We start from the raw sequence: 17,500 nt of genomic DNA, 5'->3' as shown, positions 1-17,500 counted from the left end.
ATGTCAGCAGGTATCGAAAAACTAAAGACTAGTATAAGAGTATGGTGGCGTATTGATGGCACTCGCTATCGTGAGACGCTAAAAGACACTTCACCTACCCCAGCTAACATTGAATATGCTAAAGGTATAGCTGATCTTATTGATAAACAAATAAAGAAGGAGGTTTTTGATCGAGATCAGATGTTTCCAGATTCAGAAAAAAAGAAAAGTTCATATTTTGAATACTATATTCAACTTTGGTTAGATACAGCAGAATCTACAGTCGCGCCATCATCGTGGAGTTCATACGTCAGCAAAGTTGAAAATCATATCAAGCCTTATTGGCAACGTAAAGTAATCGCTAAGATTAAAGCAGAGGATGTCGAACGCTGGGTTTACAAGACTCTAATGCAGTCGCTAAGTCCAAAGACTATAAAAGATATTTTAGGGCTATTTCAGACTATTTGGACATACTGGGCGCGTGATCAAAAAAATGCTAATGATCCAACACAGTATATTAAGCTTGGTGTACGTGATAGCGATGACATTAATCCTTTTACCAAGCAAGAAATCACTACTATTTTAGCTATGGAAACACAGCCTATACTACGTAATATCTGGACTGTAATGATTTGGTCAGGACTATCCACTCATGAGCTAATGCCATTAGCGATAGAAGATTTAGATCTAGCGCAGGGGTGCGCCTATATAAAAAGAGGTTTCGTCAAAGGCGCTTACAGAGTCACCAAGAATCGCCGACGCAAACGCCAAATCGAACTACTTCCTATTGTTGTTGAGGCACTTCTCGATCAGATAAATATTATAAGAGAAAATAAGATGGTCAGACTTAAAGTATTAGACCGTGACAACCGTACATATCGGAGTGAAGAACTAACGTTTCTATGGCCTAACCCTAATACAACTAGCCATTACACTTATTCTCAGCTTGAAAAACGTTGGAAAGCCCATCTTTCTAGATGCAAGGTCGAATATAGGTCATTAAATACTGGTCGGCATACATACGCCAGTCAAGTACTATCTACTGGCGTCGTTACTGCAGAATGGTTAGCCAATCAGCTGGGCCATGCTAATACAAATATGATCCACAAGCACTATGGGAAATTTATTCCTGAAGACTCTAAGCACATTATTAGTAGACTATCACAAGCGCTCTCAAACGAAATATTTGACGCTTGATTCTCTTTATTTATCCAAATAAAAACAAGAACATAATATTTTTTACAGAATACTATAGTCGATTCACTATAAAATAAATACAGCGATACTGAATGTATTTTGCGTAGTCTCTGTCTACGCAGGCACAGCAAGCAAGGAAAATGTATGCCTGTATCGCATTGTTACATTTGTATCTTTTTTATTTAGGACTGACTATAGTACCTTTAAGCTAATACTATAGTGTGGTCTTACTAATGACGTAATTGGCTATATGTAAATCTTAAATATAGGATTACTATGACCGCCTTCCAATTGGAAAGCCCTCATCGTCACGGATCACCTTGTCACCATGCATAGAAAGCATCTTGCCTCTATAACGCACCATTCGAGGCTGAAAATAGCATACATCTGCCTCTTTAACCTCTTTCATAATATCAGCAAGTTCAATCTTAGTACCAATATATACATAGCCGTACATATCACCATACCAAGCCATTAAAACTTCATAGAATTCATTGTCTGGTGTTGTGTCACGGTAAATACGACCCTGCTCATCGTCGACGTCTACCTCATTCCAAGTCTGCTCAATCAGCTCCTTATCTTCACTAATTAAATTTTCAATTTGACCAAAGGTATCACCAAGTATAATTGAGCAATCGTCTTTATTAATGTCATCCATAACATCTTTATGTTCATAAAAAATAATTGTACCTTCCTGATAAGCTTTATCAAAAAGCTCTTGTTTTGCAAACATCCTATCGACAGCATCTTTACCAATACTCATAACCATTCCTAAATTAATTGCTTAGAAAAACCTCTGCTATCTAGTGATGACTAATTCTTCTAGATTAGACTGTAATACTATTTTATTGAACCTAGCTTAAGTTTGAAGCTTTTTCAAAAGCTATGGCAATGTTCATAACAGAATTAGGTAAGTAGAAAACTACTCAACTAATATTAATAGATATTAAATTATAATATAAGAACAAATAAAGATATATTTGATGCAATTCATGTAATTCATGTAATTTTACAACCTACTCATCTATAGCCCTCTAAATACAAGAGATTATAGATTACTTTATATAAGTAACTTTAAGTAACTTCTCTTACAATACAAACATAACCACATGATTTTGTTAATAAAAAATATTATATAAAAATTACCCATTACCTATGTATTCACATACTGCTAGCTTACCTAGAAATTACAAAATATTGTCTTTAAAATCAATAGCCTTACGTATATTACATGATTCTCATATCATCCCTAAAATTATAAAAACCTTCAAAACCATGCCTTAACTACTAGCAAATTTTTATATATGAAATCTTATCATGGGCTATTCATGGGCTACGACCTCCCTACGAATAAAACCTTAAGTTATTGATATATATGCGTTATTTAAAATAATAAAATCAATATAATTGAAGTAGTGAATTCGAGTCTCTCCAGCCCCACCATTTTCGGATAGTACATCTTAGACCAAATATTAAAACCTGCTTTTTAGCAGGTTTTTTTGTGTCTGCGATTTTATTTTTGACTTAAACACGTTCCAAATCTTCTAACACCTCCTCCATACTCTCATACCGTTTCTCTACTCGCTTCGCCAAAGCCTTATTAATGATTCTTTGATAGCGCTGATACTCTAGCGGTAAGGTTGAAATAGACTGCTGGCAATGCTGAATCGCCCACTCTTTTAGTGGCTCACTACGCTGATTATCGATTTTAAACGGTCGCTCGCCTGTCAATATCTCGTACAGTATTATTCCAAAGGCGTAGATATCGCTTTGCACTGTTGCGCCCTGCCCTTGCCAACGTTCTGGTGCAAGATAAGCTGGCGTGCCGGCAGGGTTTGCTACGCTGGGTCTGTAAATATTCTCTGCTAAGGCAAAATCGGTCAATCGTAAATTAGGCACTATGCCGCTATTATCCGCACTATTCGGCAAAAAATCATCTAGCAAAATATTACTCGGTTTAATATCATTATGCAGCCAACCAGCTTTATGAATATTCGCTATTAAATGCGCAACCTGCTTTATGATTTGCTGTTTTCTCTCATTGTTTAATAATGGGTAATTCTTATTGCTTAACTGCGGCGCCAAGCTACCATTCTCGTAGTAAGGCATAGCAAGGAGATTAAGCTGCCATCTTTGCTCTGCGATTTCCACATATACGGTTTCGAAAGCTAATACTGGTGGTACTATAGTTTGAAGAGTATTCTGAGTCCCAGTTGACCGAGAATGGCTCACAGCTGTTAAGACCGCAACTTCACGTTGTAAGGTAGACAACGCATGATTACTATCGTGACTAAGCTCCCACTTAATCATGATACGACCAAATTTCAAATGGCACGCATGCGTTAGCCCTTGATAGCTAATTGCTCTGACATGATGCTTTTGGTCATTGTTTTGCTGACTAATACGTTGATGCGCTATCTCATAATAGCCTAGTTTTGTTAGCACATTACTCACTTCTGGCAATAGCTCTTCCGCTTGCCTACGCAAGGTTTGCGTTATCGCTTGTATTGTAGGCGGATTGCTGGCACTATTTTTCATGGTATCACTCAGCCCTTCTAAAACCATTATAAAATAAATGAAACGTAACCTTAATTATTAGAGTCATTATGTCCCAACCAACCAATCCATCTACTGATAAACCGTCCACTGATTACGCCCTACCTGCCCCTTTATTGGACTTATTAAGTCAATATTTAGCAGAGCACGTGACCCCTACTATCAAAATTGATCCTGCACAGCTGGCGTATCGCTGGGTTGGTGGACGCACCGGACATTTAGAACCGTTAGCCGTTAACTTATTTTTGAGTTTGGATGACTTGCATGGTATCGACACCCAAAAGTCAAAACTGGTACAAAACACGCGCCAATTTCTTAAAGGCTATCCAGCCAATCACGTATTGATGACTGGGACACGCGGCGCAGGTAAATCATCACTGATTCGAGCGTTACTGCAAGCCTATCATAGCGAAGGCTTACGCGTTATTGAGATTGCTCGCGATGATTTGTTGGTATTAGACAAGATTCGCGCAGCCATTAACGAGCTACCAGCTGATTGTGGTAGTCGCTATGTGGTGTACTGTGATGATCTCGCGTTTAACGGTCAAGATGAAAGCTATCGTACGTTAAAAAGTGTATTGGATGGTTCGCTCGATTCTGAGCAAGATAAGCTATTGGTGTATGCGACTAGTAATCGTCGACATCTATTGCCACAATTGATGAAAGACAACGTCAATATTTACGATGGAAATACCGATGAGGTCAACCCTTACGAAACCATTGACGAGACCGTATCGCTATCTGATCGCTTTGGTTTGTGGTTATCATTCTATCCAATGAATCAGCATACGTATTTGCAAATTGTTCAGCATTATTTAAGCTTGCAGCCAGTACAAATTACTAGCGATGTTATGAATGCTAATAGTGATAACAATAGTAATGATAAAGCGGTTGACGGAGAGCTTAATAAGGAACTCAATGAGACCATTAGAGCGGCGGCACTGCGTTGGGCATCAGAGCGTGGCGGACGTTCGGGACGCGTCGCTTATCAGTTTAGTCGTTACTGGATAGGACAATCCCAATTGGCTTCTGCAGATAGTCAGTCTTAACCCATTTGCTGTCGCGTGCAGTTCCTACATACTGCACGCGGCTGTCTGCTTGACCTTCAACTACTTCTACTGCACCATCTACCCTATATTGCGCAAAATCTGCCGCTAACCATAAGTTGCCGTGATAAACGCTTTTTGCATCTAAGCGGATATGCGCCATATTAGGCATCGTGCTATCTAGATTATCGAAACGCTGATAACGAGCACTAAAATGCGTCAAAATGAGATTAGGTAGACCAATATCTTGAGCAAACTTGCCAACTCGCTGCGCACTACTATGCATGGGGGCAAAATCTGGATTTTTAGCTTGAATCTTGGTTAAGACTTCATTGGTATAAGTCGCCTCATGTACCAATAAATCGGTATCTTGTAGCGCAGAAGCTAAAAGACTTGGCGTATCGTTATCACCAGCCACTACAACCCTTGTACGTTGCTCGTCGTTATCGACGTAATCTGCTGCGCGTAGCTGCTTACCGTCCTCGGTTATAACATCTTCACCTTGCTGCAACTTCCCCCACAACTTACTAGCTGGAATACAAGCTGCTAGCAACTTGTCGGTATTGAGCGTGCGACGACTGATAGTCTGAGTGATACCAAAACCATAGGATGGCACGCGGTGTGATAGAGGATAGATATCTATCGTTAGCTGTTGCTGCTTGTCTAAGCTAATATTTACCTGACCTTTATTTTCATTATCTGGCTGAGACTGCAATTCTTCAATCGCCATAAAATCGATGGCAAATGGCAAATGTAACTCAGTAGCTAGTATTACAGCATCTAATAGTTTGCTAATGGCTTTGGGTGCGATAAGAATCAGCGGCGCGGCACGTCCTGACATGGCAGCACTAGCGAGCAATCCTGGCAAACCATAGCAATGATCGCCATGCACATGAGTAATACAAATAGCGGTAAGCTGATGCAGTGATAGTTTGGTATGGAGCAGTTGCTGCTGTGTACCTTCACCGCAATCAATGAGTAACCATGAACGCGATTTTTTACTCTGCTGTTGATTAGATCCTGACAGATAAGGATTAAGGCACTCAATCGCCAGCGCTGTTACGTTGCGCTGCTTGGTCGGCACACCAGCTGATGTTCCTAAAAAAGTTAGTTGCAGCATAAGTCGTCGTTATCGCAAAATTTATTCATATTCAAAGAGTTTACGACAATTTACAAAGAATGGTTTTATCACCCTCAACGATTTGACCACCACTAGCAAAGCATTGATTGACCATGCTAGATTCGTGCGACTTCCAACCTCCATAGAAGCTTGCTATACATAATAAAACGACTAATATCTTTTGCGACCACGCCTTAACAGTTACTTGCTGAGAAGCAAGCTGCTGCTGTGCCAGCTGATCCTTATCGGAACTAGAGGGTTTATTCAAGTTATTAGAGTCTGTCATTGTCTTACCTTTTAGAGGACTATTTATTGATGGGACATATTGAACTTAACATGCCCCAAACGCAATCAACATAGCAGTAGCTAGCATCTATAAGCACTTTGATAAATCTAGTAGTCCTAGAACTGGACACGGCCACCTTTGACTTCAGCTTGCTTGAAAGCTGCTCGCGCTTCGCAGCGTTTTAACCAATTTAATATATTGGCGTATTTTACTTTGTCGAGCCCACTTCCTGCATTGGTAGCGACGACCACAAGATGCATCTGAATGTCTGCAGCACTAAAAGCTTCACCTGCAAACCAATGATTGTGCTGTAGTTGCTGCTCCATCATATTTAGCATCGTTGTCAGACTATCACTAATCATATTGTTTTCGACTTGCTTACGAATACTCTTGCTCACAGGCTTGATAAGCATTGGTGATTTTTCGACCACTTTGGTAAATACCAAACGCATGACCAACAGCGGCATGATTGATGCTTCAGCAAAGTGTAGCCAAAAAGTATAAGACTCCCATGCCTCTTCATTGTCATCAGTAGGTTTAAGATGTTGTTCTTTATCATAATGTTTGAGTAAATACTCAATGATAAATCCTGATTCGACCAGCGCACGCCCGTTCACCTCCAAGATAGGAGTATGACCAAGTGGATGAATTTTCTTTAAACTTTCAGGCGCACGGTAAGCTTTAGTACGCTCATAACAAGTCAGCTGATAATCAGCGTTTAGTTCTTCCAAAAGCCATATGATACGAAACGAGCGCGAGTTCTCTAAATGATGCAGATGTAACATGGATTCACCCTAATGATAGTTGGTAAGTTAAGCAAAGCAACTTATTAATGCTATTGATGATAGCGCACTTAGCCATGCTTTAATACAGTCATATCATTCAAAAACAGTCAAAATTAATGACTGGATAATGCGTTTTATATCTCGTATCTTTGCGGTTTTATCTTGAATATAGCTGATCGATTTTATCCGATATCTTATTCATTTTGGATTGATAACGTCTAATTTTGCGAAACCGATGTGCAGCCAATACGCCTTTGATACGGCGATTCTTTAAACGGCGACGTGGTGGAAAACTGCCAACTTGTGGCTCATTGTAGCCATGTAGACGGTCTTCACGTTTGCGCGCCATATAACCCAGTGCGCTATCAGCAATCATAATCAGCAGTGCGATAAAAATCATACTGTACATTAGTATAGAGCCACCATCATGTAAGTTACGATCTAAAATTGCGATTGAAAATATGAACAAGAATATTGGCTCAAGGTAGCACAAAGTCCCAAATAGTGAGACAGGCAACTTTTGACTCGCTACCATCGTTAGTGACATCGCAGCGGTGCTGATAATACCTAATAAAGGCAGTAGATACCAAAGCTTGTGATTAGTAATTGCTACTTCAAAACCGCCATTCATATATAGTGCAACCAGTACCACCGGTAACAACAATACAAGGTCTGAGATCAGACCAGTGATAGGCGGTACTGCCAGCTTGCGACGTAGTAAATAGTAAGGAGGATAACCCAAGCAAACAAATAAAGTCGCCCAAGATATTGCCCCGTATTGAAAAATATCATAAGCAATACCTGCGCCTGCAAAAAGTATCGCAGCCCATTGCAGCAAGCTCATGTCTTCATTGTAAAAAAACCTACCAACAACGATCATAATCATCGGATATAGGAAATAACCCAACGTTACCTCAAGCCCCAAGCCATTGACTGGCGCCCACATAAATATCCAGATTTGCGCGCCTAAAATCGGTGTGGGTAGTATAAACAAAAACCACTCTTTTGCGTTTTTTAGTGTTTTTAGATAATCAAAAATGTGCTGCCACTGCTTTAGTACGCTTACCAGCAACACCAGACTAAAAAACATTGTCAGCACGCGCCACGAAGCGACCTGCGTACCTGATAATGGTTGTAGCAGTAGGCCAAATAAGAACAGTAATGAGTATAAAAAATTTGCAGCAACAGCAGTGATTGTACCCTGCGAAGTTTGGTTAATAGTCAGCATCACAACAGCCTTTAACGATTGGGGCACATCCATGGCAATTTTTAAAAAAAACAAAAGCCTCAGACGAGAACGTCTGAGGCTTTTGTATATAAGATCGTCGCGCAATCTAAGTTGAACGCTTTTGATGTGTTCGGCTTACATCATGGTCGGCATTATGTCAAAGTCAAACCATATAAGCAATATGTCTACTTAACTGGGCCGTCAATTTACCTATTAATTTCTGGCAAACACTTACTTTACATCTAATCGCTCTATTTTTCGCTGCATTTTATCTATTTTGCTTTGATACTTTCTAATTCTACGAAAACGATGGGCTGTCAGCACACCGTTTATACGGCGGTCTATCAGACGGCGACGCGGAGGGAAGCCGACCACTTGTGGCTCGTTATAGCCATGAAGTCGGTTGTCACGGCGACGCGTTACGTAACCCAAACTACTTTCTAAAATCATGAAAATTAACGCCAAAGTAATCATACCATACATAAATAAAGAGCCGCCTTCATGAAGACTTTGACCCAATATCGTGATAGAAAATACAAACAATAGCATAGGCTCAAGATAGCTGAGCGCGCCAAACAACGAAACAGGCAATTTACTACTAGCAACCATAGAGAGCGACATCGCTAGAGCACTAAACGCGCCAAGTAATGGTAACAGATACCAAAACTTACTGGTCTGCATCGCCATACTAAAGCCACCGCTAACATAAAGCATGATTAACACCACAGGCGCCAATAAAGTAAGATCAGACAATAAACCAGTCACTGGCGGTACCGCCAATTTACGTCGTAGTAGGTAATATGGCGGATAACCCAAACACGCAAACAAGGTGACCCATGATATCGAACCGTATTGAAATATATCATAACCAACCCCTATCGCTGCAGATAGTGCGGCTACCCATTGTAGGATACTCATATGTTCGTGATAAAAAAAGCGCCCAACTACTATCATGATGAGTGGCAATAAAAAATAGCCCAAAGTAACATCAAGACCGTAGCCGTTGACAGGCCCCCACATAAACAGCCAAATCTGTCCGCCGAGTATTGGTGTTGGTAGTAGAAATAATAACCAATCTTTGGGCGTTTTTAGCGTTTTTAAATAATCAAAGACATGTTGCCACTGCTTGGTAAGACTAACCAATAATACTAGACTCAATAACATCATCAGCACGCGCCATGATGCGACCTGTGTACCTGACAAGGGCATCATAAATAACCCAAACAAGAACATGAACGCAAATAAAAAACTTGATGTTACCGATGCAACGGTTCCTTGAAAAGTTTGATTGGTAGTGAGCATAACAGACGCCTTAAAAAATAGAACTTTATGGGCATAATTTATAAACAACTTAAAACATCAAAAAATGAAGAAACAAACAAAAGCCTCCAACAATAATGTCAGAGGCTTTTTTGTAGCAAAGTTACGAAGAACTAAACTAAAAAGCTATTCAATCAGACATTCATTTCGCTTACTCTTCATCGATAACGTCATTGCTATTATTTGCTGTACTGTCATCCAATTTATGATCATTTGCAATATCAATAGACTCGCTTATGTCAGTATTCGCGGCATTGTCAGTTGAGCCACTTGTGTTTACTTGCTCTTCTGACTCAAACGTTCCATCCTGTTTCATCGCATCAATCAGCTCATTGTCGCTCTCTTCGTTTTCAACACGTGCCATCGCCACCAGTTTTTCATCTTTAGACAACCGAATGAGTGTGACGCCTTGAGTATTACGACCTGCACTTGCAACATGTTCTACTGGTGTACGTACAAGCGTGCCTTTGTCTGAAATTAGGATAATATCATCTTCAGGCTCAACCTTGGTGGCACGTACTAAAGCGCCATTACGTTGACTGGTCTTGATAGCGATGACACCGCCGCCACCACGGTTTTGAGTGTTAAACTCATCAATAAAGGTACGCTTACCAAAGCCGTTTTCACAGGCAATCAGGATTTCGCGTACGTCATCTTCGATAACGACTAATGATTTGATAAACTCATCATCAGCGAGACGCATACCACGGACGCCCTTCGCCGTACGACCCATCGAGCGTGCATCGTTTTCATCAAAACGAATGGCTTTACCACTTGAGGCAAACAGCATAACATCTTGGCTACCATTGGTAATGCGTGCGCTGACCAATTTGTCACCATCTTCTAAAACAACAGCAATCAGACCATTAGAGCGAATGCTGGCAAATTGCTCTAGCTCTACCCGCTTCACTGTACCATTGGCTGTGGCAAAGAATACAAAATGACCCGTTACCTCGGACGTGGTCTGCGGTATTGGTAAAATAGTTGTTACCGTTTCGTCGCCATTTAGACCAATCAGATTGACTAGTGGACGACCGCGAGAGCCGCGACTGGCAATAGGCACTTCAAAACCACGTAAACTAAAAACACGTCCAGTATCAGTAAAACACAGTACCGTTGCATGCGTTGAGGTCACGACTAAATGATCAATCACATCATCTTCTTTCATCACGGTTGCAGACTTGCCTTTACCGCCACGTTTTTGCGCGACATAATCATCAATAGGCTGAGTCTTGGCGTAGCCTGTACGTGAGACAGTCATGACGACGGTTTGTTCAGGAATAAGATCTTCACGGTTAAAATCAGTACGTGAGTCAATAATATCGGTACGTCGCTCATCCCCAAAATTATCACGAATCTCAATCATCTCGTTGGAGATAATAGTCATAAGCTTATCAAAATCACCAAGAATAGATTCTAAATGAGCGATTTCACGCAATAAGTCTTGGTATTCTTCGGTCAATTTATCCTGTTCAAGGCCCGTCAAACGATGCAGTTGCATGTCTAAGATGGCATTGACCTGCTCTAGTGACAAGCGGTAGCGTTGTTCACCTGCGGTTGTGCCATCAATAAGACCAAACGGCGCTTTAGGATCTTCGCCTTCGATATATTCAGGACGGACTGATTGACTGCCAGCGGCTGTCAGCATCGCAACCACACTACCTGAGCCCCAAGTGTTGTTTAACAAGCTTTCACGTGCCAAACCGCGATTAGCAGAGGCTTTAATAGTCGCAATGATTTCGTCAATATTGGCTAAAGCGACAGTCAAACCTTCAAGCAAATGACCACGTACGCGCGCTTTATTTAGCTCATAAATAGTACGGCGGGTGACGACTTCTTGACGGTGACGCACAAAAGCGGCAATCAGTTGACGCAAAGTCAGTAATTTTGGCTGACCATTGTCAAGTGCCACCATATTAATACTAAAGCTAGACTCAAGCGGCGTTTGAAGAAATAGATTGTTGACGATAACTTCAGCCGTTTCACCGCGGCGTAAGTCGATGGCGATGCGCATGCCTTCTTTGTCAGACTCATCACGAATCTCAGTAATGCCTTCGATTTTTTTATCACGCACCAGCTCAGCAATACGTTCAATGAGCTTAGCTTTATTGGCTTGATACGGCACTTCAGTGAAGACGATACGCTCGCGATCACGATTGACACCTGTGTCACTCATCGGCTCGATATGATAGCGACCCCGTATATGCAGACGACCTTTACCCGTACGATAAGCATCTAAAATACCCGCACGACCATAAATGATACCGCCCGTCGGGAAGTCAGGGCCTGAGATATGACTCATCAGCTCCTCGCCTGATACTTGCGGGTTTTCAGCATAAGCTAGGCAGGCATTAATCACCTCAGTCAGGTTGTGCGGCGCCATATTGGTCGCCATACCGACCGCAATGCCTGTTGCACCATTGACCAATAAATTAGGAATACGCGCTGGCATCACGCTTGGCATGCGCTCAGAGCCGTCGTAGTTGTCTTCCCAATCGACCGTGTCTTTATCCAAATCAGCGAGCATCTGGTGGGTCAGTTTGGTCATACGTACTTCGGTATAACGCATCGCTGCCGGAGGATCATCATCAATCGAGCCAAAGTTACCTTGACCGTCAACCATTGGATAGCGCAAGCTGAAATCCTGCGCCATACGTACGATAGCATCATAGACCGCACTATCACCATGTGGATGATACTTACCGATGACGTCACCGACCACACGTGCTGATTTTTTATAGGGCTTGTTATAATCGTTTGATAGCACGTGCATGGCGTACATCACGCGGCGGTGTACAGGCTTGAACCCATCACGCACATCAGGCAGCGCACGCGAGACGATCACGCTCATCGCATAATCCAGATAGGACTGCTTTAGTTCATCTACGATGCCAATAGGACTGACCGATTCGCTCATATACACTCCTTCACTCACATTATTTTTCTAATATTTGACTCAGTTGGAGACGCTCACAATCATACAAAAATAAAGGCGCATAAAAGCGTCAATATTAATGAGAAACAGACTATAAAAAAGCACCATCAAGCGGGTAAAATAGTAGGAAAACGGTGATAGTTTTAAGGTTGAATAAAAGAAGCTATTTTAGCACAAATTTGCTGATTTAGGGACATTTCACGGTCATTAAAATCTAGTAAAAATGCTGATTGAGCGTGCGTAGTAGTATTTATTTTTTACCGATAAAACAAAAAAAACTGCACCAGAGTATATGCAGTTTTTAGGCGTTGTTATTATTATCTGTTCAACGCCTACGTACGAACAATTTTATTACGTGCGTCCTCTTATGATTGTCTAAAGTTCTGTTCAAAAAACTCACGCGCAGCTTGGGTACAAGAGGTACTGGTCAATCCGCCATGATAGCTGGCCAGTACCGCAGCACCTGCTGCTTGCGCTAGTAAATCTGGGTTGGTGACTCCTACTGACTGCGCATCTGCAATAGCTTGATTTTGAACTGCCGTCAAAGTCGTGGCAAATCTATTTTGGATATTATCGATTGTATCTGTATTCATCCAAGCATTGCTCATAGCAGCACTGCCGATTGATGTCACTGTGTTTTGATTACGATCATCGTCATTGGTTGCGTCCACATCTAATACAGTAATGTTTAGATTGGCAGCTGGACTCATGCTTGCTTGTTGCAATATAGCCGACATCGAACCAGTATTTAGGTCATAGTATACGGTTGGGTCTTGATTACCACCGCACAATAAGGTTGGCATTTTAGGTATGTAGCCGCGTAGATCATTGGCTTTTAGGGCTTTACGTAAGTTATCTTGTGGACTGTCTGCTGGAAGCGCACCCGTTCCAGCAAGAAGGCTATCAGGGTTTTGCAGCGCGTCGGCTACGTACATGGTGCGAAAATCCGTTTTGATCAAATAATTATCATCCGCAAACCCTAAGAACGCAAAAGGGACAGTCGGTGGCGGTAACATATCAAGTGTAGGGTTGTTTTGGGGATTATTTTCAAACAATGCGTTATCTGGCAGCTTGTTAGCCGCTACCAGCTCTCCAAAGCTCAATAAGCTTGGTAGCTGAGTGTTTGAATAGTTTGTCGTAAAGATATCTGTGCTATTTCGATAGATGTTTTTATACTTTTTTTGCAAGCCAGTTGCCAGTAGCGGTGCAAACCGAGTTGCGCCAATATTGACGTTGCCTGAAAATATAGTATCGCCAAAAGCAGCTAATGCATACGGCCCTGATGATGGCGCTATCGCTGTCACAGATTTGCCTTGTTGCTCCAATAGCCTTGCTGCGGCCATGGCCACATAGCCACCTTGCGAATAACCACTAATAAACAGTTCACCAGAGTCGTCGATATTGATGTACTTAGTATCCTTGCTACGCTGCTGCTTTTTGATTATCACACGTGCGCTATCTAAGGCATCGACCATATCAGTTGACTGTTGATCTGCCACTAGGTAAGGATGATAATCAAGCTCAGAATCATCATAGCCTGCATAGTTGGGCGCGACCACGATATAACCTTGCGCCGCAAAATTTGCTGCTATAAGGGTTGCCTCTGATCCTGCTGAATTTTGCGGATTACCTACTTGACTAAAATCATAGGCTTTGTCAGTAGTGGTGCCATGCGCATAGAGCAATACAGGTCGGTCGCCCTGACAGTCGGCACTATCACCACTTGGTAACATCAATGCCGCCGTTGCATTCGTACGCTCGCCTGCTGCCCCCACTGTTGGATAGCTGACTTTTTCTACTTTGATGTCACACTTTGCCGCAGGTGTTGCAGTGTTCTCCAGACCAAAACCACCATCTATCTGGGCCTTATCAAATGCGTTAACAGCTTGAACAGATGTAATATACTCAGTAGTGATCGTGGTGTCATCGTCTCCGCAGCCGGCCATCAATAGTAAACTACTTGCTACGGCGACTGATAGCACACCTCGCACCATAATTGGTTTGGTTGATTTTGTTAGGATACTAATAGAGCTTGTTTGCTGAACATCCATAGCATTAACTGGAGCGATCTTGCTGTCTTTATTAAGATTGGATTCAAATTTAGACATAATTGCTATCCTTAGCAGTGATAAAACGAAAATTGTCAGACATCCTTGGCAGTTGACCAAAACCTACTTTATATAAAAATAACATGACCATTGTTATCTCTTACACCTTACTGTTTATACCGTAAACTGTGATGAAAAGCTACCGAAAACCATGTAATCTGCTGTCATATAACTATTTGTTAGTTGCCCATATCTGATGCGTGCATACAGACTAAAATGTGACGTTAATGGATAAAATTACGGTTATGGTAGACAAAAAATTTCTACTCGTTACACTACCCTTTTATATTATAAGTCCTTGTTATAATCTTTCTTATTAATCCCTATAAAATAGGCATTTATCGTTATGGATATCATCCTTGTTATCGTCTGGATTTTGGCTATGATACTGTACAGCTTTTCTAGTGATTATGCTGTCAGCTTTCCAAGCCATCATTATCGCGCGCTACCCTTTGTGCGCTGGGGCTCACTACTGATTGCGATGGTATTATCTGGTTACTTAGCACAAGCCTATCAAGACAATTTACAAAACAATGGTATTTGGGTATTTATCGTCGTGGTGTTTGTCATTATTACCTTAGCAAAACTGGTATTCAAATGGGTAATTAATAGACGACGATAAAGCCAATGATCATTGCTATATCTATAAAACATTATCTTCTACCTCCATAAACAGCAGACTCAAAAGTAATGATAAATGACGACAACCAATTGACAGCACTAGACGATAAACGTACCGACCGCAGTTTTGATGCGATTGCCGATCATTTTGAAAAAAAGGTATATGGTGGTTTAAAGGGTGATATTCGTCTGGCTGTCTTACGCCGTGATATCTTTGGTTATGTCGAACAATTTAGCCATCTGCTCAAGCGACCATTGCGTATTTTAGATGTAGGCGCTGGGCTTGCTCAGATTGCAACAGAACTTGCTATTCAAGGCCATACAGTCGTCATTAATGACATATCTGCTAATATGATCGACAAAGCCAGAACGAATGCAGAGCAAACTGGTAAAGACCTAGATATCACATGGTATGTCTGTCCATATCAGGCACTTGAAGCTAAATTAGGAACAGGTAAACTAACGACAGATTCTACAGATAAGTTTGATGTCATACTGTGTCATGCACTACTTGAGTGGCTTGCAGACCCAAAAGCGGTAATGGACTTCTTCGATAAGCATCTTGCGACTGATGGTATTTTGTCATTGTGTTTTTACAATCCGGCAAGCTTTGACTATCGAAACTTGATCATGGGTAATTTTAATTTGCTCGATACCTTACTTGATAAGGCTGACTACCAAGCAGATAACAATAGAAGTTTGACGCCCAATTATCCTGTTGCCAAGCAAGAAGTTGAGTCATGGTTACAACAACATGAGTATCAAATCGTATTAGAAAGTGGTCTGCGCGTGTTTCATGACTATGCACCATTAAAGCGTGGCGGGCATACCGACCCTGACGCAGTCATTAGAATGGAGCTACGCTACTCGCAGCAAGAGCCTTATAAGTGGCTTGGCCGTTATCTGCATATAATGGCCACTCGCAAAACTTAATTTTAATAGCCGTTTTGTCGTAGCCCTTTTATTGCCTTGAAAATATTGTTGCATTGGAATATTGATCAGTATCAATTACGCTCTTATTTCTTAATCTATAAATGATCTATCGTATTCTGACCAAGTCGTGGCATTAATCTCTTTTTCATCGAATACAACCACATGCTCTAGCAAAGGTAAAATGCCAATATGCGTTCCAATCTCATGATTGTGATGGCTTGCGACTAAGGATAAAACCGTCTGTCCATCATCGAGTTGCAAACGATATAGATAGTTGGCACCGCGAAACACACGTCCAACGACTAATGCCGTCTGCGTACTGTCATCATCGTGAATGATATCATCAGGACGCACCAACACTTTGATCGGCGTGCCATTAGGATAGTCATACTCGCAATACTGCGGCTGGCCCAGTTCATCGTAAACTTCCATACGTCGATAGATATCACCAAGCGCGGTCTCGACATGTCCCTCTTTAATGATGCCATCTATCATGGCTCCTTCACCAACAAACTCAGCAACGAACGGACTAACTGGCTCATGGTATAGCTCACTTGGCGTGGCCCACTGTACCAGCTTACCTCTGTGCATCACCCCTACTTTGTCTGCAATTGCAAAGGCTTCATTTTGATCATGAGTCACCAGTATCGCTGTGGTGTTGGTACGTTTAAGAATATCACGTACATTCATCGCCAGTGATTCGCGCAGTACTACATCAAGATTAGAAAAGGGCTCATCAAGTAACAATAATTGGGGCTTGGGCGCTAAGGCACGTGCTAAAGCAACTCGCTGCTGCTGACCGCCTGAAAGCTCACTTGGACGCTTGTTGGCATGCTCAGTTAACTCAACCAGATTCAACATCTCAGTCACGCGTGCTTTTTTGTCAGCGACTGACCAACTATTTAGACCAAAAGCAATATTTTTTGCCACACTTAGGTGACCAAACAATGCATAGTCCTGAAATACCATGCCCATGCCGCGCTTAGCAGGTGCAACGGCAAAAGATGTACGTGCTGTCTGCTCTGTTAGGCGCTGACCATTCAAGCTAATAAAGCCTTGGCGCGTAGGCTCTAGCCCAGCGATGGCACGTAATGCTGTGGTTTTACCGCAGCCACTATAGCCTAAAAAGCAACCAATCTCACCTTGCTGCAGCGTTAAAGACATCTTATCAACGACAGTGGTATCATCATAACCGACGACTAAGCCTCTCACACTAAGATAAGGCTTATCATGCGTCTCCGCTGATTCATAGTGCTTGGACTGCGGCATAATAACCGCACAGGTAGAGGCTTGCCGAGTATTGGTAGGCATGACTTTTTTGCCAATAGATTTTGGTTTGGAGTGATCTGTTCGGTCTGCTGAGTCTTTGATCAGGTCAGTATGCAT

General features: G+C 41.8%; 14 protein-coding genes. 4 read left to right on the top strand and 10 right to left on the bottom strand.

Annotated features, from left to right (window positions below; all coding sequences use genetic code 11):
• A complete protein-coding gene (locus tag ACTXGH_RS02930; RefSeq protein WP_439297058.1) occupies positions 1–1,176 on the top strand; it encodes an Arm DNA-binding domain-containing protein in 1,176 nt (391 codons plus the stop codon).
• Between the two features lie 274 nt (positions 1,177–1,450).
• Here ACTXGH_RS02930 and ACTXGH_RS02925 read toward each other — a convergent pair whose 3' ends face one another.
• Both ACTXGH_RS02925 and ACTXGH_RS02920 read right to left on the bottom strand, forming a co-directional pair.
• Positions 1,451–1,939, bottom strand: coding sequence for a hypothetical protein (locus ACTXGH_RS02925; RefSeq protein WP_439297059.1), 489 nt, complete (start codon positions 1,937–1,939; stop codon positions 1,451–1,453).
• A 761-nt stretch (positions 1,940–2,700) separates the two neighbouring features.
• Positions 2,701–3,714, bottom strand: a complete 1,014-nt coding sequence (locus ACTXGH_RS02920) for a serine/threonine-protein kinase (RefSeq protein WP_439297060.1) — start codon at positions 3,712–3,714, stop codon at positions 2,701–2,703.
• A 68-nt stretch (positions 3,715–3,782) separates the two neighbouring features.
• Here ACTXGH_RS02920 and ACTXGH_RS02915 point away from each other — a divergent pair, with 68 nt between their 5' ends.
• The gene (locus tag ACTXGH_RS02915; RefSeq protein ID WP_439297061.1) at positions 3,783–4,781 is read left to right on the top strand and encodes an ATP-binding protein; all 999 of its coding nucleotides are present in this window, start codon (positions 3,783–3,785) and stop codon (positions 4,779–4,781) included.
• Here ACTXGH_RS02915 and ACTXGH_RS02910 read toward each other — a convergent pair.
• The 7 genes from ACTXGH_RS02910 to ACTXGH_RS02880 form a co-directional block, all read right to left on the bottom strand.
• Positions 4,726–5,898 carry a ribonuclease Z gene (locus ACTXGH_RS02910; protein ID WP_439297062.1) on the bottom strand — a complete coding sequence of 391 codons (1,173 nt, stop codon included), beginning with the start codon at positions 5,896–5,898 and terminating at the stop codon, positions 4,726–4,728. The genes ACTXGH_RS02915 and ACTXGH_RS02910 overlap by 56 nt on opposite strands.
• A gap of 40 nt (positions 5,899–5,938) precedes the next feature.
• Entirely contained in the window at positions 5,939–6,184 is a 246-nt protein-coding gene (locus tag ACTXGH_RS02905) for a hypothetical protein (RefSeq protein ID WP_439297063.1), read from the bottom strand.
• A 116-nt stretch (positions 6,185–6,300) separates the two neighbouring features.
• Positions 6,301–6,969, bottom strand: coding sequence for a glutathione S-transferase (locus ACTXGH_RS02900; protein ID WP_299216445.1), 669 nt, complete (start codon positions 6,967–6,969; stop codon positions 6,301–6,303).
• Between the two features lie 157 nt (positions 6,970–7,126).
• The gene (gene rarD, locus ACTXGH_RS02895; protein ID WP_299216448.1) at positions 7,127–8,197 is read right to left on the bottom strand and encodes an EamA family transporter RarD; all 1,071 of its coding nucleotides are present in this window, start codon (positions 8,195–8,197) and stop codon (positions 7,127–7,129) included.
• Between the two features lie 231 nt (positions 8,198–8,428).
• On the bottom strand, positions 8,429–9,499 hold the full coding sequence (gene rarD, locus ACTXGH_RS02890; RefSeq protein WP_299216451.1) for an EamA family transporter RarD: 1,071 nt from the start codon (positions 9,497–9,499) through the stop codon (positions 8,429–8,431).
• A gap of 169 nt (positions 9,500–9,668) precedes the next feature.
• Positions 9,669–12,434 carry a DNA gyrase subunit A gene (gene gyrA, locus ACTXGH_RS02885; RefSeq protein WP_439297064.1) on the bottom strand — a complete coding sequence of 922 codons (2,766 nt, stop codon included), beginning with the start codon at positions 12,432–12,434 and terminating at the stop codon, positions 9,669–9,671.
• A gap of 383 nt (positions 12,435–12,817) precedes the next feature.
• Positions 12,818–14,560, bottom strand: a complete 1,743-nt coding sequence (locus ACTXGH_RS02880) for an alpha/beta hydrolase family protein (protein ID WP_439260631.1) — start codon at positions 14,558–14,560, stop codon at positions 12,818–12,820.
• A gap of 346 nt (positions 14,561–14,906) precedes the next feature.
• Here ACTXGH_RS02880 and ACTXGH_RS02875 point away from each other — a divergent pair, with 346 nt between their 5' ends.
• Together ACTXGH_RS02875 and ACTXGH_RS02870 are read left to right on the top strand one after the other, a co-directional pair.
• The gene (locus tag ACTXGH_RS02875) at positions 14,907–15,182 is read left to right on the top strand and encodes a hypothetical protein (RefSeq protein ID WP_299216460.1); all 276 of its coding nucleotides are present in this window, start codon (positions 14,907–14,909) and stop codon (positions 15,180–15,182) included.
• Between the two features lie 68 nt (positions 15,183–15,250).
• Positions 15,251–16,114 (top strand): methyltransferase domain-containing protein, encoded by an 864-nt coding sequence (locus ACTXGH_RS02870; RefSeq protein ID WP_439260630.1) that lies wholly within the window; start codon positions 15,251–15,253, stop codon positions 16,112–16,114.
• Between the two features lie 90 nt (positions 16,115–16,204).
• Here ACTXGH_RS02870 and ACTXGH_RS02865 read toward each other — a convergent pair whose 3' ends face one another.
• Entirely contained in the window at positions 16,205–17,383 is a 1,179-nt protein-coding gene (locus ACTXGH_RS02865; protein ID WP_439297070.1) for an ABC transporter ATP-binding protein, read from the bottom strand.
• Positions 17,384–17,500: the final 117 nt, after the last annotated feature.

The organism is Psychrobacter sp. 1Y10 (assembly GCF_052259005.1).
Classification (GTDB): Bacteria; Pseudomonadota; Gammaproteobacteria; order Pseudomonadales; family Moraxellaceae; genus Psychrobacter; species Psychrobacter saeujeotis.
This window is presented reverse-complemented; position numbering and strand designations above follow the sequence as displayed.

Bases quoted from the DNA above. Each gene is read 5' to 3' on its own strand.
- ACTXGH_RS02865 (WP_439297070.1), bottom strand. From the start codon at position 17,383: ATGCCGCAGTCCAAGCACTATGAATCAGCGGAGACGCATGATAAGCCT.
- ACTXGH_RS02925 (WP_439297059.1), bottom strand. From the start codon at position 1,939: ATGAGTATTGGTAAAGATGCTGTCGATAGGATGTTTGCAAAACAAGAG.
- ACTXGH_RS02930 (WP_439297058.1), top strand. From the start codon at position 1: ATGTCAGCAGGTATCGAAAAACTAAAGACTAGTATAAGAGTATGGTGG.
- ACTXGH_RS02905 (WP_439297063.1), bottom strand. From the start codon at position 6,184: ATGACAGACTCTAATAACTTGAATAAACCCTCTAGTTCCGATAAGGAT.
- gyrA (WP_439297064.1), bottom strand. From the start codon at position 12,434: ATGAGCGAATCGGTCAGTCCTATTGGCATCGTAGATGAACTAAAGCAG.
- ACTXGH_RS02910 (WP_439297062.1), bottom strand. From the start codon at position 5,898: ATGCTGCAACTAACTTTTTTAGGAACATCAGCTGGTGTGCCGACCAAG.
- ACTXGH_RS02880 (WP_439260631.1), bottom strand. From the start codon at position 14,560: ATGTCTAAATTTGAATCCAATCTTAATAAAGACAGCAAGATCGCTCCA.
- rarD (WP_299216451.1), bottom strand. From the start codon at position 9,499: ATGCTCACTACCAATCAAACTTTTCAAGGAACCGTTGCATCGGTAACA.
- ACTXGH_RS02875 (WP_299216460.1), top strand. From the start codon at position 14,907: ATGGATATCATCCTTGTTATCGTCTGGATTTTGGCTATGATACTGTAC.
- ACTXGH_RS02900 (WP_299216445.1), bottom strand. From the start codon at position 6,969: ATGTTACATCTGCATCATTTAGAGAACTCGCGCTCGTTTCGTATCATA.
- rarD (WP_299216448.1), bottom strand. From the start codon at position 8,197: ATGCTGACTATTAACCAAACTTCGCAGGGTACAATCACTGCTGTTGCT.
- ACTXGH_RS02920 (WP_439297060.1), bottom strand. From the start codon at position 3,714: ATGAAAAATAGTGCCAGCAATCCGCCTACAATACAAGCGATAACGCAA.
- ACTXGH_RS02915 (WP_439297061.1), top strand. From the start codon at position 3,783: ATGTCCCAACCAACCAATCCATCTACTGATAAACCGTCCACTGATTAC.
- ACTXGH_RS02870 (WP_439260630.1), top strand. From the start codon at position 15,251: ATGATAAATGACGACAACCAATTGACAGCACTAGACGATAAACGTACC.